This is a genomic window from Lancefieldella sp. (assembly GCF_057237245.1).
On record NZ_DBHHJM010000002.1, the window covers coordinates 292484 to 312596 of the forward strand.

At 50.0% G+C, this 20113-nt stretch carries 14 protein-coding genes and 3 tRNA genes; 7 read left to right on the plus strand and 10 right to left on the minus strand.

Features of this window, described 5'->3' with window-relative positions:
• The 3 genes from ACO5GU_RS03280 to ACO5GU_RS03290 form a co-directional block, all read right to left on the minus strand.
• Positions 1-654, minus strand: coding sequence for a cyclodeaminase/cyclohydrolase family protein (locus tag ACO5GU_RS03280; protein WP_484861286.1), 654 nt, complete (start codon positions 652-654; stop codon positions 1-3).
• A complete protein-coding gene (locus ACO5GU_RS03285) occupies positions 654-2327 on the minus strand; it encodes a formate--tetrahydrofolate ligase (protein ID WP_484930102.1) in 1674 nt (557 codons plus the stop codon). The genes ACO5GU_RS03280 and ACO5GU_RS03285 overlap by 1 nt, the downstream gene beginning before the upstream one ends.
• Positions 2328-2403: 76 nt before the next feature.
• Positions 2404-5091: a valine--tRNA ligase gene (locus tag ACO5GU_RS03290; RefSeq protein WP_484930119.1), complete on the minus strand. Its 2688-nt coding sequence runs from the start codon at positions 5089-5091 to the stop codon at positions 2404-2406.
• Positions 5092-5274: 183 nt separating this feature from the next.
• Here ACO5GU_RS03290 and ACO5GU_RS03295 point away from each other — a divergent pair, with 183 nt between their 5' ends.
• The 3 genes from ACO5GU_RS03295 to ACO5GU_RS03305 all read left to right on the plus strand — a co-directional run bounded on the left by ACO5GU_RS03295 (position 5275) and on the right by ACO5GU_RS03305 (position 7935).
• Positions 5275-6009 (plus strand): tRNA threonylcarbamoyladenosine dehydratase, encoded by a 735-nt coding sequence (locus ACO5GU_RS03295; protein ID WP_035428738.1) that lies wholly within the window; start codon positions 5275-5277, stop codon positions 6007-6009.
• On the plus strand, positions 6002-6772 hold the full coding sequence (locus ACO5GU_RS03300) for a TatD family hydrolase (protein ID WP_484930104.1): 771 nt from the start codon (positions 6002-6004) through the stop codon (positions 6770-6772). Before ACO5GU_RS03295 ends, ACO5GU_RS03300 begins: the two co-directional genes overlap by 8 nt.
• An 86-nt stretch (positions 6773-6858) precedes the next feature.
• Positions 6859-7935, plus strand: a complete 1077-nt coding sequence (locus ACO5GU_RS03305; protein WP_035428735.1) for a glycosyltransferase family 8 protein — start codon at positions 6859-6861, stop codon at positions 7933-7935.
• Positions 7936-7979: 44 nt separating this feature from the next.
• On the opposite strand, the gene clpX is transcribed toward ACO5GU_RS03305, so the two are convergent.
• From clpX to ACO5GU_RS03325, 4 genes are all read right to left on the minus strand, one after another.
• On the minus strand, positions 7980-9278 hold the full coding sequence (gene clpX, locus ACO5GU_RS03310; RefSeq protein WP_484868250.1) for an ATP-dependent Clp protease ATP-binding subunit ClpX: 1299 nt from the start codon (positions 9276-9278) through the stop codon (positions 7980-7982).
• 26 nt (positions 9279-9304) lie between these two features.
• Positions 9305-9913 (minus strand): ATP-dependent Clp protease proteolytic subunit, encoded by a 609-nt coding sequence (locus ACO5GU_RS03315; protein ID WP_475003006.1) that lies wholly within the window; start codon positions 9911-9913, stop codon positions 9305-9307.
• A 131-nt stretch (positions 9914-10044) separates the two neighbouring features.
• Positions 10045-11454 (minus strand): trigger factor, encoded by a 1410-nt coding sequence (tig, locus tag ACO5GU_RS03320; RefSeq protein WP_484855597.1) that lies wholly within the window; start codon positions 11452-11454, stop codon positions 10045-10047.
• Between the two features lie 59 nt (positions 11455-11513).
• Positions 11514-11599, minus strand: a tRNA-Leu gene (locus ACO5GU_RS03325).
• A 210-nt stretch (positions 11600-11809) separates the two neighbouring features.
• On the opposite strand from ACO5GU_RS03325, the gene ACO5GU_RS03330 reads away from it, so the two are divergent.
• Positions 11810-12817 carry an HNH endonuclease gene (locus ACO5GU_RS03330; RefSeq protein ID WP_484903030.1) on the plus strand — a complete coding sequence of 336 codons (1008 nt, stop codon included), beginning with the start codon at positions 11810-11812 and terminating at the stop codon, positions 12815-12817.
• A gap of 47 nt (positions 12818-12864) precedes the next feature.
• On the opposite strand, the gene carB is transcribed toward ACO5GU_RS03330, so the two are convergent.
• Both carB and carA read right to left on the minus strand, forming a co-directional pair.
• Entirely contained in the window at positions 12865-16086 is a 3222-nt protein-coding gene (gene carB / locus ACO5GU_RS03335; protein WP_484930107.1) for a carbamoyl-phosphate synthase large subunit, read from the minus strand.
• The gene (carA, locus tag ACO5GU_RS03340) at positions 16086-17339 is read right to left on the minus strand and encodes a glutamine-hydrolyzing carbamoyl-phosphate synthase small subunit (RefSeq protein ID WP_484930121.1); all 1254 of its coding nucleotides are present in this window, start codon (positions 17337-17339) and stop codon (positions 16086-16088) included. The genes carB and carA overlap by 1 nt, the downstream gene beginning before the upstream one ends.
• A gap of 163 nt (positions 17340-17502) precedes the next feature.
• Between carA and ACO5GU_RS03345 the strand changes: the two genes are divergently transcribed.
• On the plus strand, positions 17503-18150 hold the full coding sequence (locus tag ACO5GU_RS03345; RefSeq protein WP_484930109.1) for a DNA-3-methyladenine glycosylase: 648 nt from the start codon (positions 17503-17505) through the stop codon (positions 18148-18150).
• A gap of 179 nt (positions 18151-18329) precedes the next feature.
• On the opposite strand, the gene gdhA is transcribed toward ACO5GU_RS03345, so the two are convergent.
• A complete protein-coding gene (gene gdhA / locus ACO5GU_RS03350; RefSeq protein ID WP_484930111.1) occupies positions 18330-19661 on the minus strand; it encodes an NADP-specific glutamate dehydrogenase in 1332 nt (443 codons plus the stop codon).
• Positions 19662-19816: 155 nt separating this feature from the next.
• On the opposite strand from gdhA, the gene ACO5GU_RS03355 reads away from it, so the two are divergent.
• Both ACO5GU_RS03355 and ACO5GU_RS03360 read left to right on the plus strand, forming a co-directional pair.
• Positions 19817-19893 (plus strand) — tRNA-Pro (locus ACO5GU_RS03355).
• Positions 19894-19915: 22 nt separating this feature from the next.
• Positions 19916-19991: transfer RNA gene (locus ACO5GU_RS03360), tRNA-Gly, on the plus strand.
• The last annotated feature ends 122 nt before the right edge of the window (positions 19992-20113 follow it).

Sequence of the window (20113 nt, forward strand, 5' to 3'; positions counted from 1 at the left end):
TTATGCCTCCTGTCTCAGCTGTGCGCTCACCGCATCACTTACGGCATCAGCTCGTGATACATAGGTGTCCAGAAGCTTATCTGCCTCATCAAGCAATGTTTGAGCATACGTCGTGTCATGCATGGAGCGCGTGTTTACAAACAACGTGTGAGAAGCTGCAATCAAAGCACCGCGCGCAAGAGCGGCACCGCAACCTACGTCGGATAAAAGCATACGAGACCCCTTGATAAGCATCTCTTCGAGAAGTTCAATGGACTCGCACACTTTTCTCATAACCTTTAGCGGAGGTTGAGCTGCTTCTTTAAGAGCATCCTCAACAATCTCTACGCGCTTTGGATCATCTTTAGACACACTAAACGCGCTGGAAACCAGCAAAAACTGGCGAGAGTCCTCATCCATAAGCTCCATGAAGTCTTGGCGAAGAGCTCCAGCTCGGGCGATGTATGTTGCAAGATCATCTTCATGCTGGGCATAGGCAGGTTTTCCTTGTGCGTACACACCAGCCATTGAAGCCAAAGACACTGCAAGTGCCCCTACATAAGCGGCAGCACTACCGCCACCAGGAATAGGCTCTTTAGCAGCAAGGTGTTGAGCATAAGAGTCTGCACTATACGTTGTAAACGCTACTTCTTCAGGTGAAGAGGGATAAGACATTAGAAAAGACCCACAATTCTTCCATCATCAAGAACATCAATGTGCTCTGCAGCAGGAACCTTTGGAAGTCCTGGCATGGTCATAATAGAGCCAGTAAGGCAGACTACAAAGCCGGCACCTGCAGAAACACGAACTTCTCGCACGGTAATCTTAAAGTTTTCTGGAGCACCCAATTTGGTCTGGTCATCAGTAAAGGAGTACTGAGTTTTTGCCATACAAATAGGAAGCTCACCAAAGCCAAGCTCTTCAAGCTGCTGAAGCTGCTTGGCGGCACTTGGAGCAAATTCAACACCGTCGGCGTGGTAAATCTTGGTAGCAATGTCAGTAATTTTCTGCTTCAAAGACTCTTTGACATCGTAGGCAAAGGTGAGCTTAGACTCAGTCTGGCAAAGGCGCATGACCTCTTCTGCCAGAGCCTGGCCGCCCTTTCCACCTTTTGCCCAAACCTCAGACAGGACAACATTTACGCCACGCTTCTTACACTCCTCCTCTACCAGAGCAAGCTCTTCAGCGGTATCGGTTGGGAATGCATTGATGGCAACGACTACAGGAAGACCGTAGACCGTCTGGATGTTGTCAACGTGGCGAAGCAGGTTAGGAATGCCCTCTTTAAGCGCCTCAACGTTTTGCTGGTTAAGGTCTGCTTTGGCAACGCCTCCGTTGTACTTAAGTGCACGAACGGTTGCCACCAGAACAACAGCTGATGGAGCAAGGCCAGTAGCTCTGCACTTAATGTCCAAAAACTTCTCGGCACCAAGGTCTGCACCAAAGCCAGCCTCGGTAACAACGTAATCAGCAAGACGCAGGGCAGTCTTTGTTGCCTCAACCGTATTGCAACCGTGAGCAATGTTGGCAAAAGGTCCACCGTGAACAAGAGCAGGTGTGTGCTCAAGCGTCTGGACCAAGTTAGGCTGAATAGCGTCTTTGAGCAGCGCTGTCATAGCGCCCTCGGCATGGATATCGCTGACGGTAACAGGCTTGCGGTCATAGGTGTAGGCAATAACCATTCTGCCCAGGCGCTCTTTAAGGTCTTTGATGCCGGAAGCAAGGCAGAATACAGCCATGACCTCGGAGGCAACGGTAATATCAAAGCCGTCTTGTCTTGGCATGCCATCTGCAATGCCGCCAAGTCCGTCAACAACGTTTCTGAGTTGGCGATCGTTCATATCTACGCAGCGCTTCCACACAACACGACGTGGATCAATGTTGAGACTGTTGCCCTGCTTAATATGGTTATCCAGCATGGCAGCGCAAAGGTTGTTTGCAGCGCCAATAGCGTGGAAGTCACCGGTAAAGTGAAGGTTAATGTCCTCCATAGGAACTACCTGGGCATATCCACCGCCCGCAGCGCCACCCTTGACGCCAAAGACGGGACCCAAAGAAGGCTCTCTAAGGGCCAACATGGCAGACTGTCCCAAGCTGGTCAAGGCATCCGCCAGACCAACTGAGGTAGTAGTCTTTCCCTCACCTGCTGGCGTTGGGTTAATAGCAGTAACCAGCACAAGCTTTCCGCGAAGAGGCTTATCCGCCAGAGCACGTGCATCAAGCTTTGCCTTATAGCGACCATAAGGCTCCAGAAGATTCTCTGGAATACCCGCACGCTTTGCCACCTCAAAGATGGGAAGCATCTCGGATGATTGAGCAATCTCGATATCGGATGTAACCTCAGACATGTTGTTCCTAACCTAAAGTGGACTGCATGCACGTACTAAACACAAGATGCGGCTGTTACGCCGCATCAAGTTTTACTTATGAGAAGTCGGCAATCTGCTGCTCAAGCTGAGTAACAAGCGTAGTAAGTTCTTCCGCGCGTGCACGTTTCTTCTCGATGACTTCAGGCGCTGCCTTAGCAACAAAGCCCTGGTTAGCAAGGGTACGCTCTACGCCAGAGAGTTCCTTCTTTGCAGACTCAAGATCTTTCTGAAGACGCTTGGCCTCAGCAGCAAGGTCAACAAGCTCACCAAGAACAACGTACATTTCAAGGCCAGCATCGGTGACAGAAACAGAACCAGCAGGCTTCTGAGGAGCCTCAGCGACCTCAAATGAGCTTACGCGACCAACGTTTTGGATGAAGGCTGCCTGCTCCTTCAGCGCTGCAACATCCTGTGCTGGAGCTTTAACCACAACAGCGAGGTCTGTCTTTGGCGACAGCCTGTAACGAGCGCGAGAAGAACGAACAGCAGAAACAACGGTCTTAGCAAGTGAGAAGTTATGCTCAGCTGCCTCGTCAACAAAGGCTGCAAGCTTCTGTGGGTCTGGCCACTCAGAGACCATCAAGAACTCTGCGTCATGACTTAAAAGACCAGATGCAGGAAGAGCATCCCAAACGCTTTCGGTAACAAATGGCATGGCAGGATGTAAAAGCCTCATGCTGACATCCAGGACAAAGACGAGGTTGCGCTGAACCTGCAGGCGCTGATCAGGAGTTCCATCCAGAAGACGGCCCTTGCAGAGCTCAATGTACCAGTCGCAGACATCATTCCAGAAGAAGGACTGAATGTTGCGGGCATACTCACCAAAGCCATAGGTCTCAAGCTGCTCAGTTGTCTCTGCAACAACCTTTGCAAGGCGCGAGAACATCCATGCATCTTCTGGTGTCTCTGCCTTTGGCATGCCGGCAGTGTAGCCGTCAAGGTTCATCTGAACAAAGCGGCTTGCATTCCAAATCTTAGTAACAAATGAACGTGCCTGATCGGTTCTTGGAGACTCAATAAGCTCACGGGTCTTCTTATCAAGAACAGCATCAAACTTGACGTCCTGGTTGTTAGTGATAAGCGTAAGCAGGTTATAACGCATTGCGTCTGCGCCATACTTAGCAATCAGGTCCATAGGATCTACACCATTACCCTTTGACTTGGACATACGGCTGCCGTCCTTAGCCAAAATGGTTGCGTAGATGTAGACATCGTGGAATGGAATCTCTTTAGTAAAGTAGAGCGAGCTCATAATCATACGAGCAACCCAAAGAGCAATGATGTCTCGAGCGGTTACCAGGACCTGCGTTGGATGGTGACCCTCAAGCTGCTCAGGATGATCTGGCCAGCCCTGTGTAGCAAAAGTCCACAACTGAGAAGAGAACCAGGTATCCAGAACGTCCTCATCCTGATGAACGTGATGACCGCCGCACTTAGGACAGACGTCAGTATCTTCCATAAGAGCGTCCTGCCAGCCGCAATCATCGCAGTAGAACACAGGAATGCGGTGTCCCCACCAAAGCTGCCTGGAGATATTCCAGTCGCGGAGATTCTCCATCCAAGTGAGGTAGGTCTGAGTCCAACGCTCTGGATGGAAGGTAACCTGACCGTCTTTAACTACCTGTGCTGCAGGCTCTTTGAGCTTATCAACGGCAACAAACCACTGCTCAGAGAGCCATGGCTCAAGCGTTGTGCCGCAGCGGTAGCAATGCATAACGGAGTGATCAAGATCTTCAACGTGATCAAGCAGGCCATGCTCTTCAAACCAAGCAACAATAGCCTCGCGAGCCTGATCTCTATCAAGACCAGAGAACTCACCATAGCCGTCAACAACAACAGCATGCTCATCAAAGATGTTGATCTGCTCAAGATTGTGAGTCTGACCCATAGCAAAGTCATTAGGGTCATGAGCTGGAGTTACCTTAACAAAACCGGTACCAAAGCCTGCGTCAACATGCCAGTCAGAGAAAATTGGAATCTCTCGATTAACAATGGGCAGAATAACGGTCTTTCCAACAAGATCTGCCTTTTCTGGATCTTGAGGAGAAACAGCCACGCCAGTATCGCCCAGCATAGTCTCTGGACGAGTAGTTGCTACGGTAATGTATTCAATGCCATTAACAGGCTCTTTGAGTGGGTAACGCAGGTACCAAAGATGGCCCTTCTCGTCAGCGTACTCTGCCTCATCATCTGAAATTGAAGTCTCGCAATGAGGACACCAGTTTACGATGCGCTTACCGCGATAAATGAGCTGGTCATGATACCAGTCAACAAAGACCTTACGAACAGCCTGAGTGTACTCAGGAGACATAGTGAACTTCTCGTCATTAAAATCAATGGAGCAGCCCATGCGCTTAATCTGAGAAACAATGGTTCCGCCGTACTCACGCGTCCAATCCCAGCAAGCATCCAGGAACTTCTCGCGACCAATTTCAAGACGAGAAATACCCTCTGACTTAAGCTTCTTATCAACCTTAGTCTGAGTTGCAATGCCTGCGTGGTCAGTTCCTAGAATCCAACGAGTTGAGTAACCGCGCATGCGAGAATAACGAATGTAGGTGTCCTGGATGGTGTCATCCATGGCATGACCCATGTGAAGGATGCCAGTAACGTTTGGTGGAGGGATAACTACCGTACGGTCTTCAGTTCCTTTGCTACGACCATAACAATCTGCCTTCATCCACTTTTCAATGAGCTCAGGTTCAGCTGCCTGAGGATCATAATTCTTGGGCATTTCTTCCACAGTAATCTTGCCTTTCATATGCTGACAACATCGTCAAAATTTACTTCATTTATTCTACTAATAAAAGACGACTTATGGGGTGCTTTCTTACCATTAGTTAAAATTACTATCGGTCTACACTTCTTGAAGCGTAGGTGAAGTAACAAGCTATACTATCTGCAGATACTTTTTATGAGGAGCTCTATGTCTGCCACAATTCCTGAAGCCACTGCTCGACTTGAACTTGTTCTAGGAAAAGACCGCCTTGGACAGATTCAAAATTCCTGCGTCATGGTCTTAGGTCTTGGTGGCGTTGGTTCAAACTGTGTTCAGGCGCTGGCCAGAGGCGGTGTAGGCTCGTTTGTTTTAGTGGATGCCGATGCAGTAGAAGCATCCAACCTAAACAGGCAGGCTATTGCCTATGTGAGCACCATTGGAAAAAGAAAAGTTGACGTTACCAAAGAGATGATTCTGGACATTAATCCAGACGCTCACGTGGTCACACTTGACGCGTTTTTGCTTAAAGACAACGTTGACGAGCAGCTCTCTGCTCTTCCAAAACCAGATGTTGTAGTTGATGCCATCGATACCATTTCTGCCAAATTAGCTGTTGTGGCATGGTGTCAGAAAAACGATATCTACCTCATCTCCAGCATGGGCGGCGGCAATAAGATCCACCCAGAACTTCTGGAGATTACTACGCTTTCAAAAACGCATACCGATGCTCTTGCAAGGGTAATGAGAAAAGAGTCCAAGAAGCGTGGACTTGCCGACTTCCGTGTGCTCTACTCCCCTGAGCCAGCGCGACCAGTTTTTGCACCAGAGGGTGCAACGGGAAAATCTGCCAAGCTAGGCACTATGTCCTACTACCCTCCTATTATGGGTCAGATGATTGCGTCAGACGTCATTCTGCATCTGTCGGGGCTTGATCATGAATAACCTCACGTATTTTGATGCGCACGTCCATGCCAACCTTATGGACTCCCCGCTCAATGTAGCGAGAAGTTCCCATGACGCCGGATTAGCTTTCTTTACCTGCGGCGTTACTCCTCACGACTACCTAGAACTTGCTCCTCAGCTTACGCAAGACAACATCCGTGTGGGACTAGGAGCACATCCCTGGTACATCTCTGATGGGCGCGTTACTCAAAAAGATATAGAGCTCCTGCTAGAGCTTATGGAGCAGACATCTTACATTGGCGAGATTGGACTAGATTTTTCTTCTCGCTATTGTGTTGATGGATTGCAAGAGCTGCAGGTTAAGGCCTTTACAAAGATCTGCGAACGCGCAGCAGAGTTTTCACGCAACAGCCAGCCACGAGTGCTCTCGATGCACACCGTGAGAAGCGTTGATGCGGTGCTAGACATTCTTGAACAGACAGGAGCCGCTCAAGAGTGTGTTCCTATCATCCACTGGTTTAGCGGTAGCTCAGAAGAGCTCCAAAGGGCTATTAAGCTTGGCTGTTGGTTCTCTGTTGGCGAGATGAGCCTAAAGACTAAGCGCGGTCGTGAATACGCTAAGGTCTACCCAAAAGATAAGCTTCTTACCGAGACTGACCTTCCCTCCAGTGATCACACAGATATTGACTCGGCGTACATTGTGGACAGCCTTAAGCGAGCTCTTCTTGGGCTCAGTGAGGCCCGTGGATACTCTGTGCAAAGTGAAGTAATGGCAAACGCAGCAGGCGTTTTTGGCGTCTAAGTGATAAAGTCTTACGTATGAGAAGATTACGTAAAATACCCACACAACGCCTTGTTGGAACAGGCAGGGCGCAACTTTCTGGAGCAATGCTTGCAAGCTCATCCGATGAGCTGGGACTTGCTCTTAATGACGTTGTGCTTGTATTTGCCTGCAGCGATAACTTTGTGCCGTATTTGTCTGTAGCAATTCAATCCATCATTGAGAACGTCAATCCAGAACGTCGTTACGACATCATTGTTTTGACGCGTGACCTCACTCCTACCAGCATGATTACGCTTACTCGTCAGGCTCAGCTTGTTGATAACGTCCATGTTGGTTTCTTAGATGTTGATGCTGCCCTTGGTGATATTGAGCTTCCTCATCATGGTCACTTTAGACCAGAAACTTACTACAGACTGCTTGCTCCCTCACTGCTTCCTAACGTCAATAAAGCCATCTACCTTGACTCTGACCTGGTGGTTAATACCGATATTGCAGAGCTCTACGATATTGATGTCACCGGGTATTTGGTAGGCGCTACACGTGACGCAGATACTATTGGCCAAATTGATGGATATGACGCCACAGTTGGCCCCTACCTTAAAAATGAGCTAGGTATGGATGATCCTCACGATTACTTCCAGGCGGGCGTCATTTTGATGAACCTGGAAGAGATTAGAAAGCAAATTTCTCCTGAAGAGTTTCTGAAGGTGTCAACCATGCGTGCATGGCGCTGGCTTGACCAAGATGTTCTTAACAGGTTTGTAAACGGCCATTATCTCCGCATTAATATGAAGTGGAATTACCTGGTAGACTGGCAATTCCTCCGTCGCGATCACATTGTTGCTCAGGCACCAAAAGACGTGCGAGAAGAATACGAAGAAGCTCGTAAGAATATCTGTATTGCGCATTTTGCAGGACCAGACAACAGGCCTTGGCTCTATCCAAACTCAGATCTTGCAGGTCTTTTCTGGTTCTATGCTCGTCGCTCCCCTTACCTTGAGGAGCTCCGCTCACAGCTTGAAGAGTCAAGACGTACGGTAAGAGGACTTTCTCACCGTGTGCAGAGCGGCGTGCTTTTCCGCGGCTTGATGCCTTTATTTGATACCGTCTTTCCACCAGGTACCAAAACTCGCACCCAACTTATTACGTCATACAACAAACTTGGTGGCGGCAATTTATAACGCAAAAGGAGGTCTTTCGACCTCCTTTTTTATTGCTATGCGAGTTATTTCTTTTTGCCCTTGATGATTTCTGGAGCATTATCTCCGCCAACGCTTTCTGGAGTAACCACAACCTTTGTGATATCCAAATCTGATGGCAGATCAAACATGGTCTCTTGCAACGTAGACTCGCAGATTGCACGAAGACCACGAGCACCAGTACCGCGAGCCAAGGCCTTCTTGGCAATCTCTCTGAGCGAATCCTCAGTAAACTCCAAATCTACGCCCTCAAGCTCAAACATGCGCTTGTACTGCTTGGTAAGAGCATTCTTTGGATCTGTGAGGATACTCATCAGATCTTCCTCACCAAGCTCACGAGTAGAAGTGATAACTGGAATACGGCCCAAAAGCTCTGGAATCATGCCAAACCTGTGAAGGTCCTGAGGCATTACCTTGGCGATAAGCTCAGACTCACCTTCTTTAACATTCTGAGCAACGTCAGAGTTAAAGCCAATTCCCTTTTTACCAATACGGTCAGCAACAATCTTGTCCAGGCCAACAAAAGCGCCACCACAGATGAACAAGATATTGGTGGTATCAATGTGAATAAGCTCCTGCTGAGGATGCTTACGTCCACCTGTTGGCGGAACACTTGCAACGGTACCCTCAAGAATCTTCAGGAGTGCCTGCTGAACACCCTCACCAGAAACGTCACGAGTAATTGAGAGATTCTCGGCCTTGCGAGCAATCTTATCAATCTCGTCGATGTAGACAATGCCTACCTGAGCACGCTCAACATCGCCGTCAGCAGCAGTGATGAGCTTAAGCAGGATATTCTCGACATCTTCACCAACGTAACCAGCCTCGGTAAGGGTCGTTGCGTCAGCAATAGCAAACGGAACCTCAAGAAAACGAGCAAGCGTCTGAGCGAGTAGTGTTTTACCAGTACCAGTTGGACCTAGCAGCAAGATGTTGGACTTTGCAATCTCAACATCCTCCTGGCCCTCCTGAGGCTCATCGTTGCCTGAAAGAATACGACGGTAATGGTTATACACCGCAACCGACATAGCACGCTTTGCGTCTTCCTGACCCATTACGTACTGAGACAGCTCATCGTAAATCTCATGCGGAGTTGGCAGGTCTTTGATAACGGGCTCATCAGAGTGAGTCTCAATCTCTGACTCTTCATCAAAGCCGAGAGACTCATCAATCATATCCGAGCAGGTAGAGACACATTCATCACAAATGCAGACTCCACCAGGACCCTGAATAAGCTTATTTACCTGCGACCTACTCTTTCCGCAGAAAGAACAGTGCATCTCATCTAATCCGCCAAAAGGCGAGAAGTCCTGGTCTTTAGCCATAACTTAAACCCTCAATACAAGAACAATTATTGATCGTTACGAGAAGAGATAACGCGGTCTACCAGGCCGTAGTCACAAGCCTCTTGTGCACGAAGATAATTATCGCGCTCGGTGTCTACATTGACCTTCTCGATAGGCTGTCCAGTATAATCCGAAAGCAACTCATTGAGGTGCTGGCGAATCCACTTTGTCTCATCTGCAATAATCTGGATATCGGTCTGCTGACCCTGAACGCCACTGGATGGCTGGTGAATCATAACCATAGAGTTAGGAAGCGCGAGACGCTTACCCTTTGCACCGGCTGCAAGAAGAACAGCGCCCATTGATGCTGCCATACCAACGCAGATGGTAGAAACATCTGGCTTAATGAAGTTCATGGTATCAAGAATGCCCAGGCCTGCATAAACGTCTCCACCAGGAGAGTCAATGTAGAGAGAAATATCCTTGTCTGGGTCCTGGCTCTCAAGGTGCAAAAGCTGTGCAATGACCAGGTTTGCAGAATCGCGCGTTACAGGCTCACCCAAGAAAACAATACGATCATTGAGCAGTCTGGAGTAGATGTCATAGGTACGCTCACCACGAGGAGTCTGCTCAATAACATACGGAATGGTTGGAATGTTTGTTGGATAATGCATAATCCTCCTTCAAAGGTCTTTTCTTAGAAACATACCCCGGGAAGCATGTCTCTAACCCGGGGTATGAAAAATTCAAAGTAACTGCAACTTTTGGCGCAGTCTTTCTGGCGAGAAAACCAACCAGCTGCGGACTACTCAGCGTCCTTCTCTGCGTCCTCGTCCTTCTTAGCTGCCTTCTTCTTAGCAGGAGCCTTCTTAGCAGGCTTCTTCTCTGCCTTCTGCTCTTCCTTAGCAGCCTCAGCAATCTCGTCGACAACGGTGACGGTTGCGTTATCGCGCAGCCAGTCAAGAGCCTTAGAACGACGGATGGACTCGCGGATTGCAGGAAGACGGCCAGCCTTGCGCCACTCCTCAATTGCAGACTCAACGTTAGGAACACCAGCGCGCTCAAACTCTGCGCGGATGTCTTCCTCAGTTGCTTCAAGCTTAAGCTCTGCAGCTACTGCGTCAAGAGCCAGGGACTGACGTGCGCGCTCCTCAGCCTGAACACGAAGATCAGAGATGAAGTCATCGGTCTTAATGCCACGTGCAGCCAGGAACATATCAAGGCTCATACCCTGCTGCTGAAGACCATTCAGAAACTCCTGAGCAATCTCGTTGAAGACCTCGTTCTTGTACTCCTCTGGAACCTCCTCAAGCTGAAGACGCTTGCCCAGAGCCTCAACAACACGGTCCTCTTTAAGAGTTGGAAGAGAATTCTTCTTGTCGGACTCAATCTCAGACTTAACAGCCTCACGGAGTTTCTCGACAGTGTCATAACCAAAGGTGTTCTTTGCAAGCTCGTCAGTCAACTCTGGAGTGACGGACTTCTTGTGAGCAACAACCTTGACGTTGATATCGTAATCGTGGGAGTGAACCTCATCGCCGTGAGTGTGGCTGTGAGTCCACTTGACCTCTTTCTCCTCACCTGGCTTCATGCCGATGAGTGCCTCCTCAAGCTCTTTTGGAGCCTGGGTGCCATTAAGGGTAAGAACGCGGTCCTCGCCCTCCATGTGAGCAGCACCCTCAATGTTCTTGATGTCTACACCAATGGTGTCGCCCTCTTTGACAGCGCGCTTCTCCTTGGTGTTCTCAAACTTAGCCTGGTAAGACAGAAGCTGCTTAATCTGGTGATCAACCTCAGCCTCAGTTGCCTCATTTGGAGGCATGTTGATTGCAGGAGCATCGTAAGAATCAAGCTTAGCCTCAGGACGAACGCTGAAGACTACCTCATAGGAGTAATCCTGGCCCTCAACAGGAAGGTCTGCGTCCTGGTTGTAATCACCACGGCCAACAGGAACAAGGTCAAGCTCCTCAAGAAGCTGTGGCTCTGCTGCGCCGAGAAGATCGTTGGTTGCCTGAGCAAGGACTGCCTCGCGGCCAACAATGCCGTCAATAACAGGACGAGGTGCGCGGCCCTTGCGGAAACCCTGGAAGGAATACTTGTTTGCAATGTCCTTGTAAGCCTGCTTAATTGCAGCGTCTACCTCTGCAGCAGGAACTGTAACCTTGACGGTGAGTTTCTCGTCAACTGGCTTATCTGCGGTAACGGTGATGTTCAACGTTCCTCCAGTGTCTCGTAAAAAATGCTGGCGTACCAGCTCTTAACCAAATTTCTGCATGGTGCGGGCGGAGGGAATCGAACCCCCACGGACTTAGTCCACTAGAACCTAAATCTAGCGCGTCTGCCAGTTCCGCCACGCCCGCATATTTATGCAGCCTTGCAATAATAACAAACTTCTTCCTCAATGAGCAACTTGAAATAACGATTCATTCAGATAATCTTCTATGTATTTATTCTCTCTTCAAACATAACAAATAACAAAATAAATATGCTTTGACTTGATATGGATTACATTTAATTTGTTCTATATTACTTAGTATTTAAGTGTTGTTTAAAATTTGAAGGAGTTATTCATGAAGAAAAAATTAATAAAGATCACCGTATATTTCTTTTTAGGCATGTTTATTCTTTCACTTATTGTTGGATTGCCTTATATCTCCATACCTCTCATCATTGCTTATACTGGATATAGAATATGGCTTGACAGGTATTTTAAAAGTGATGAATTTTTATCAATTAAACATCGTATTGACCATCACATTAATGAATGCAACGAATTAAATGACCATATTGAAGAACTTAAATCTACCCCACTAGCTCCGGGTATTCATTCGTATGGAACTTCTACATTTGCCGATAATAGCTCATGGAACTTTAAAAGAAAGTATCTTGACAGTAAATCAGCAGCACCTAACGTGCATAACTGCTCTCGAAATGTATGTGCAAATTCAAAAAATAAACCTATTGAATATGTTTGCAAATACTTTAACTTTAACGCAGATGAAGAAACACTTGAAAAAGTCGAAACTGTTTTAAATAATTTTATTGCTGTTAACGATGGTAAAAAGATTCTGATTGATGAGAAAAAAGAAATCTTGAACAGTATTGATTCTGAAATCCCTTGGATTGTGAAGAAATTTGAACAGAAAAAACTCTCACAAAAACTTGGATTTAAGAATATAGACCTTGCAGACACGTACTATCCAAAATTCATTTTTGAATATGTATCAGATGGTGGAAATGCAGGACTCAAAAATACTATTGTTATGGACATCAACAATTTGAATGCAATGGTTGAATATCTTAATCATAAAATAAATTGGAAAAAGAGCATTGCAGGTCAACGTGCTCTCATGACTTCTGCGCTTAGAGCCTCAATCTTAAATAGAGACAATCATACTTGTAAACAATGTGGTATTAGCACAGCGCAAGAGCCACATCTACTTTTAGAGGTTGATCATATTGTTCCTCTAGCAAAAGGCGGCATAACTTCTGTTGATAACCTTCAAACACTTTGTTGGAAATGCAATAGGTCTAAAGGGTCAAAACTCCCCGCATCAAATTCTGCTGAATCAGAGTAATAAAAAAGGAGGCGGAAAATTCCGCCTCCTTTTTTATAAAGCACGTTTTAAAGATCTTGTAGTGCAAAGGTCTCGGGCTCACTCTTTCTTGCCGCAGCAAGTGCCTGAATAAGAGCGGTAGCTGCAGACATTGCGGTGACGCAGGTAATACCCTGGCTGACAGCTTCTGCGCGCATCTTGGTGCCGTCGCTATGAGCCTCGTGACCATGAGGCGTATTGATGATGAAGCTAACGGTCTTATCGCGCATAAGGTCAACAACATTTGGATGACCATCGGAAATGCGATTGACGGTGGTGCAGTCAATTCCAGCCGCACGCAGCGTCTTTGCGGTACCACCCGTGGTGTAGATGCCGTAGCCAAGGTTCTCCAGAGCCATAGCAACAGGAGCAATGGCGCGCTTATCGCGGTCGCACACACTGATAAAGACGGAGCCCTGCTCAGGTAGCTTGTTCTCAACTGCCTCACGAGTCTTTGCGTACGCTGCTGGGAAGGTTCGAGCAATACCCATGACCTCACCGGTAGACTTCATCTCTGGGCCAAGGATTGAGTCAGCACCAGGGAATCTAGACCAAGGCATAACCGCCTCTTTGACCGCGTAGTAATCGACGGTGCGATTTTCGTCTGGAAGCAGGCCTTGTGCTCTGAGCTCACTGATCTTCTCGCCAGCCATGATGCGAGATGCGTATTTGGCCAGGGAGACGCCAGTTGCCTTAGACGAGAAAGGCACGGTTCTAGAAGCGCGAGGGTTGAGCTCGATGACAAAGACGTGCTCGTCGCGGACGGCGTACTGGATGTTCAAGAGGCCGCGAATACCGCAGGCAAGCGCCAGCTTTTTGGTGATGGCCCTAATCTGGTCAACAATCTTTTCAGAGAGCGAGAAGGGCGGCCAGCAGCAGGCGGAGTCGCCAGAGTGAATACCGCACTCCTCAATGTGCTCCAGAACGGAGCCTACGTAGCACTCCTCGGTGTCGCAGAGGGCGTCAACGTCCAGCTCAATTGCGTCCTCCAGGAAGGCGTCCAGGTAGACAGGACGGTCTGGCGTGACGTGCGTCGCGGATTCCATGTAGGTGACCAGGTCGGAGTCGTCGTAGACAATGGCCATACCGCGACCACCAAGAACGTAGCTTGGGCGGACAATCAGTGGGTAGCCAATGCGGCGTGCAGCGTCGCGAGCCTCGTCCATGGTAGAAGCAACTGCCGAAGGAGGGCAGGCAATGTTCAGGCGATCCAGAAGGGCTGCGAAGCGGTCGCGGTCCTCTGCCAGGTCAATTGCCTCTGGCTGAGTACCCATGATAGGAACGCCGGCGTCCTTCAAGGCGCGTGCCAGCTTGATTGGCGTCTGGCCACCAAGGGTGACAATGACGCCTACTGGCTTCTCAACCTCAATAACGTCCATGACGTCTTCAAAGGTCAGAGGCTGGAAATACAGGCGATCAGAGGTGTCGTAGTCTGTTGAGACCGTCTCAGGGTTGCAGTTAACCATGACCGTCTCATAGCCCTGCTCACGAAGAGCGTAGGCAGCATGAACGCAGCAGTAGTCAAACTCAATACCCTGACCAATACGGTTAGGACCTGCGGAGAGAATCATAACGCGTGGCTTTTCTGCCATCACGTACTCCGTGGCATTGCCCTTCTCGTATGTGACGTAGTGGTACTGCGTGGTTGCACCAAACTCACCTGCGCAGGTATCAACTGTTTTGACCTGCGGGCGAACACCCAGCACTTCCCTAACGGCGCGGACAACGTCTGTCTTGGTGCCAGTGAGGTGTGCAAGCTGCTCATCCGAAAAGCCCAGCTGTTTGGCAGCAAGCATGTTATCGGTAGTGAGACCAGAAAGACCCAGCTCCTTGATGCGTTTCTCGGCGTTGATGATGCCTGCCATACGATGCAAGTACCATGGATCGATACCGGTCATATCGTGGATGCGCTCAACGCTCCAATTTCTGCGCAGTGCCTCAGCAACGTAGAAAATACGCTCTGGTGTTGGCTTGCTGACTAGCTCATCGAAGTTCTTCTCGTCAAAGACATCGTGGCCGTCAGCGCCCAGACCAGCGCGATCTTGCTCCAGGGAACGAAGCGCCTTCTGCAGGGCCTCCTCAAAGGTTCTACCCATAGCCATAGCCTCGCCGACCGACTTCATGCGGGTGGTTAGGACGCGGCTGGTGCCCTTGAACTTGACGAAGGCAAAGCGAGGAACCTTGACCACGCAGTAGTCGATGGAAGGCTCAAAGGCAGCAGGAGTTGCCTTGGTGATGTCGTTGGTAATCTCATCCAGTGTGTAGCCAACAGAAAGCAGCGCAGCCATCTTTGCAATTGGGAAACCAGTTGCCTTGGACGCTAGCGCGGAAGAGCGGCTAACGCGAGGGTTCATCTCAATGACAATGACGCGGCCATTAGTTGGGTTGACCGCAAACTGAACGTTAGAGCCACCGCAGGCAACGCCTACACGCTCGAGAATAGCAATGGAGTAGTCGCGGAGGTTCTGGAGCTCTTCATCGGTAAGCGTCTGAGCTGGAGCAACGGTAATGGAGTCTCCCGTGTGAACACCCATTGGATCGAGGTTCTCGATGGAGCAGACAACAATACCGTTACCTGCGGTATCGCGCATGACCTCCATCTCAATCTCTTTCCAGCCTTCAATGGACTCCTCTACCAGCACCTCGTGCTCTGGGGAAAGCAAGAGGCCCTGTTCAACAATCTCTACGAGCTCTTCTGGGGTGTGAGCAATGCCGCCGCCCGCGCCACCAAGGGTGAAGCTTGGGCGAATGACCACAGGGTATCCAAGCTCAGCAACAATGCGTTGGGCATCTTCCATGGAGTGAGCGATATCTGCGCGAGCAACCTCCAGGCCAATGTCCTGAACAGCCTCGCTGAAGAGCTCTCGGTCCTCACCGGTGCGAATGGACTCCAGGTTACAGCCGATGACCTCGATGTTGTACTTGTCAAGGACGCCAGCCTCGCCAAGGCTGATGGTACAGTTCAGAGCAGTCTGGCCGCCCATGTTTGGCAGAAGCGCATCAGGACGCTCGCGCTCAATGACGCGGGTCACAGACTCAACGGTGATTGGCTCAACGTAAGTTCTATCTGCAGTTTCTGGGTCAGTCATGATGGTTGCTGGGTTTGAGTTAACCAGAACAACCTCAAAGCCCTCTTTGCGAAGGGCGCGGCATGCTTGAGTGCCAGAATAGTCAAACTCGCAAGCCTGGCCAATAACAATTGGGCCAGAGCCGATGACCAGGATCTTCTTAATATCAGTACGCTTTGGCATTAGAAGCGCCTCCCCTCACGAACGTCGATGGCAAGATAGTCAGACTGTCCCTCCATCAAACGAGCAAATGCCTTGAACAAGTAGGATGAATCGTGAGGTCCTGGGCTTGCTTCAGGGTGATACTGAACGGAAAACGCTGGAATATCCAGGAACTGAATGCCCTCTGGAGTTCCGTCGTTAAGGTTGACGTGTGTGAGCCTGACGCGGCCAAACTCCTTTGTCTGGACAACAGGAGCAATACGCCTTGCGGACCACTCGCAGAGGTTGTCAAAGTGCTCGGAGATTCCACCGGACTCCTCTGCAATAAGCTTGCCCAGACTTGGGAAAACCAGACCGTAATTGTGGTTCTGAGCAGTAATCTCAACCTTGCCGGTCAGAAGATTCATGACTGGTTCGTTACCGCCATGGTGGCCAAATTTGAGTTTCTCGATATCTGCACCTGCGACAATGGAGAGCATCTGGTTGCCCAGGCAGATACCAAAGACGGGAACCTTGCCCAGAACGCCGCGAGCGGCCTCTTGCGTAGCGTCAACCTGCTCTGGGTCACCAGGGCCGTTGGAGAAGAAGATGCCATCTGGGTTGTAGGCTAAGGCGTCCTCAGCAGGTGTGTTCCACGGTACAACCGTGACCTCGCAGCCGTTTGCCGCAAGACCCTGGAGAATGCCGTTCTTCTCGCCACAGTCGTATGCGACAACGTTGAAGCGCTTCTTGGACGTAGCGGAGACCATGTGAGGTGCGTCGACGGAGACGTCGGGGACAAAGTTGTGCTCGGAGATGTTGGGCGACGCCTGGACGCGCGTGAGCAGATGGGCGGGATCCAGGTCCTCGGTGGAGATGGCCGCCTTCTGTGCGCCATAGTCGCGCAGGTGCATGGTCAGCGCGCGGGTATCGATGCCCTCGATGGCAACGACGCCGTTTTCCTGCAGAAACTCTGGCAGGCTCTGCTTGGATGTCCAGTTGCTTGGCTCGTAGCACATGTCGTGGACGACAAAACCACGAAGGTGCAAGACGTCTCGTTGCATGACCGCAGGATCGATACCGTAGTTGCCTACCTGCGGATAGGTCAGCGTGACAATCTGGCCGGCGTAACTTGGATCGGAAATAATCTCCTGGTAACCGGTCATAGACGTGTTAAAAACAATCTCGCCGAAGGTCTCTCCACTAGCACCACAGCACCTCCCCTCGAAGGTTGTTCCGTCTTCGAGAACAAGCAGCGCGCGAGGCTGCGAGGTGGCACTTGCCAGTGGATTCATATACTCTCCGATCTGCGTAGGAGCATGCCGAGCCATAAAAAAAGCACTCCTTATGGAGGCTCAACAGCGAACATGCGCACTCAACGCTATGGGCCTTGCCGGTGTCTCGCACCGTCCTTAAAGGTTGGTAGTATTGTAGCGCATAACCAATAAAGGAGATGGCATGTTTCCAGATTTTCTAGAGAATCCCTCAGATGTGGCCGCGCCGCTGCTGCTGGGATGCACTCTGACAAGGACAATTACGCTTAATGGCGAGAAACACAAACTAGTTGCAAGAATTGTGGAGACCGAGGCTTACGACCAAGATGATCCCGCAAGTCATGCGTTTGGCGGTCCTAGCGAGCGCAATGCGGCCATGTTTGGACCTGCGGGTCACCTCTACGTTTACGTTTCGTACGGCATGCATCACTGCTGCAATGTGGTGTGTGGTCCTGAGGGCTTTGGCAGCGGTTGCTTGGTGCGCGCGGTTGAGCCTCTTGAAGGCACGGCGGCTATGCGCGAGCTCCGTGAAGCAGGACGCGCGGGTAAAGTGCATACGGGACATGCAGGTAAAGAGCAAGCGGAACGTGCGCGTAAGCACCCGCTCAAGCTGCGCGACCTCACCAACGGGCCAGGTAAGGTGTGCGCTGCACTTGGCATTAACAAGGAACTCTACGGACATGACCTGACAGTTGAGCCGCTTGTGCTGGGCTTTGCTCCTCTGTTACCAGGAGAAACAATTGGGCGTTCACCTCGCGTAGGCATCAGCAAAAACATTGATGCTCCAAAGCGCTTTTTCATCGAAGGAAACGAGTTTGTTTCAAGAGCGTAGTGCGTGGGTATACAGGGTGCGTCAGGCGTGCGAACAAGACATGCAATCATGACTTGCAATCAAAAAAAGGACCTTGGGTGACCAAGGTCCTTTTTAGTAGTTACGTTGAAGCCAAGCCGGCAGTGAAGATAGACAATCGAATGCCGCTGCATCGGGTTTCTCGCCAAGTGTTATGCGAACTAGCAGACACCCTGCGCCATCATTGCGTTTGCAACCTTGAGGAAACCGGCGATATTTGCGCCAAAGACCAGGTTGCCGGGGTGGCCATACGTTGCTGCGGCCTCTGAAGCAGCGGTGTAGATGCTCTCCATGATTCCCTGCAACTTGGAGTCTACCTCCCCAAACGTCCAGGAAAGGTGTTCGGCGTTCTGGGACATCTCAAGACCGGAAACAGCTACGCCACCTGCGTTTGCAGCCTTGCCAGGTGCGAAGAAGACGCCGTTTTCGATGAGATAATTGGTTGCCTCGAGGGTGGTTGGCATATTAGCGCCCTCAACGACGTACTTGGTGCCGTTAGCAACAAGTTTCTGCACGTCAGCAAGCTCGAGCTCGTTCTGAGTTGCGCATGGCATAGCGACGTCACACTTCTGACTCCAAGGACGCTCGCCTGGGAAGAAAGTAGCAGAAGGACGTGCGTCGGCGTACTCCTTGATGCGTGCGCGACGAACCTCCTTGACGTCTTTCAGCAGCTCAACGTCAATACCCTCAGGGTCATAAACATAACCTGAAGAGTCAGATACGGTCACCACGGTTGCTCCGAGTTGCTGTGCCTTCTGGGCAGCGTAGGTAGCAACGTTTCCGGAACCCGAGATGCAGACCGTTTTACCTGCGAGCGAATCGTTCTTCTCGGCAAGCATGTGGGTGAGGAAGTAAACCGCGCCGTAGCCGGTTGCCTCGGTGCGAGCAAGGGAGCCGCCGAAGGAGAGGCCTTTGCCGGTCAGGACGCCGGTCCACTCGTTGCGAAGGCGCTTGTACTGGCCAAACATGTAGCCGATCTCGCGCGCGCCGGTGCCGATGTCGCCAGCTGGAACGTCGGTGTTTGGACCAATGTGGCGAGCAAGCTCAGTCATAAAGGACTGGCAAAACGCCATAATCTCGCGGTCAGACTTGCCCTTTGGATCGAAGTCGGAGCCGCCCTTGCCGCCACCCATTGGAAGCGTGGTCAGGGAGTTCTTGAAGATCTGCTCAAAGCCGAGGAACTTCAAGATAGAAAGGTTAACGGTTGGATGGAGACGGAGGCCGCCCTTGTAAGGTCCAATTGCAGAGTTAAACTCAATGCGGTATCCGCGATTGACCTGAACGTTGCCAGCGTCGTCAATCCAGGGGACGCGGAACATAACAATGCGCTCTGGCTCAACAAGACGCTCTAGCAATGCGGCTTTCTCGAACTCTGGATGAGCGTCAAGTGCAGGTTGGATGGTGGTAAGAACTTCTTTTGCTGCCTGGATAAACTCAGGCTGATCTGCGTAACGCTCTTCAAGCTGTGCGATTACCTTAGATGAATAGCTCATGAAACCCCTTTCGAAGTGGTTACGAATAGCATAGTCATCCAATGTTTCGATTACATAACAAAATAGAAAAATCTGAGATACGAAAAATTAGTTCAAAAAGATTGCAATTTATTCTTGCTCTTGGGCGATTTGTCACCTATACTTTTCTCTCGGCTCGGGGTGTAGCGCAGCTTGGTAGCGCAACTGCTTTGGGAGCAGTGGGTCGCTGGTTCGAATCCAGTCACCCCGACCATTTTTCTTTTTGCTTTACCCTTGCGGCGGTAGTTCAATTGGTAGAGCATCAGCCTTCCAAGCTGACTGTTGCGGGTTCGAGTCCCGTCCGCCGCTCCATAAAATTTCCTATTTTAAATTATCTCCTGTTCAAGGCATAATTCTGCTTGTTCCCTGCTTATTCAGTCTTGAATTGTCAAAGCAAGTGCAACGTTTGGTGATGGTAGACTTCCCAAGGGCAC

Bases quoted from the DNA above. Each gene is read 5' to 3' on its own strand.
- ACO5GU_RS03345 (WP_484930109.1), top strand. From the start codon at position 17,503: ATGTTTCCAGATTTTCTAGAGAATCCCTCAGATGTGGCCGCGCCGCTG.
- clpX (WP_484868250.1), bottom strand. From the start codon at position 9,278: ATGGCTAAAGACCAGGACTTCTCGCCTTTTGGCGGATTAGATGAGATG.
- ACO5GU_RS03305 (WP_035428735.1), top strand. From the start codon at position 6,859: ATGCTTGCAAGCTCATCCGATGAGCTGGGACTTGCTCTTAATGACGTT.
- ACO5GU_RS03315 (WP_475003006.1), bottom strand. From the start codon at position 9,913: ATGCATTATCCAACAAACATTCCAACCATTCCGTATGTTATTGAGCAG.
- ACO5GU_RS03295 (WP_035428738.1), top strand. From the start codon at position 5,275: ATGTCTGCCACAATTCCTGAAGCCACTGCTCGACTTGAACTTGTTCTA.
- ACO5GU_RS03280 (WP_484861286.1), bottom strand. From the start codon at position 654: ATGTCTTATCCCTCTTCACCTGAAGAAGTAGCGTTTACAACGTATAGT.
- gdhA (WP_484930111.1), bottom strand. From the start codon at position 19,661: ATGAGCTATTCATCTAAGGTAATCGCACAGCTTGAAGAGCGTTACGCA.
- ACO5GU_RS03300 (WP_484930104.1), top strand. From the start codon at position 6,002: ATGAATAACCTCACGTATTTTGATGCGCACGTCCATGCCAACCTTATG.
- carA (WP_484930121.1), bottom strand. From the start codon at position 17,339: ATGAATCCACTGGCAAGTGCCACCTCGCAGCCTCGCGCGCTGCTTGTT.
- ACO5GU_RS03285 (WP_484930102.1), bottom strand. From the start codon at position 2,327: ATGTCTGAGGTTACATCCGATATCGAGATTGCTCAATCATCCGAGATG.
- carB (WP_484930107.1), bottom strand. From the start codon at position 16,086: ATGCCAAAGCGTACTGATATTAAGAAGATCCTGGTCATCGGCTCTGGC.
- ACO5GU_RS03330 (WP_484903030.1), top strand. From the start codon at position 11,810: ATGAAGAAAAAATTAATAAAGATCACCGTATATTTCTTTTTAGGCATG.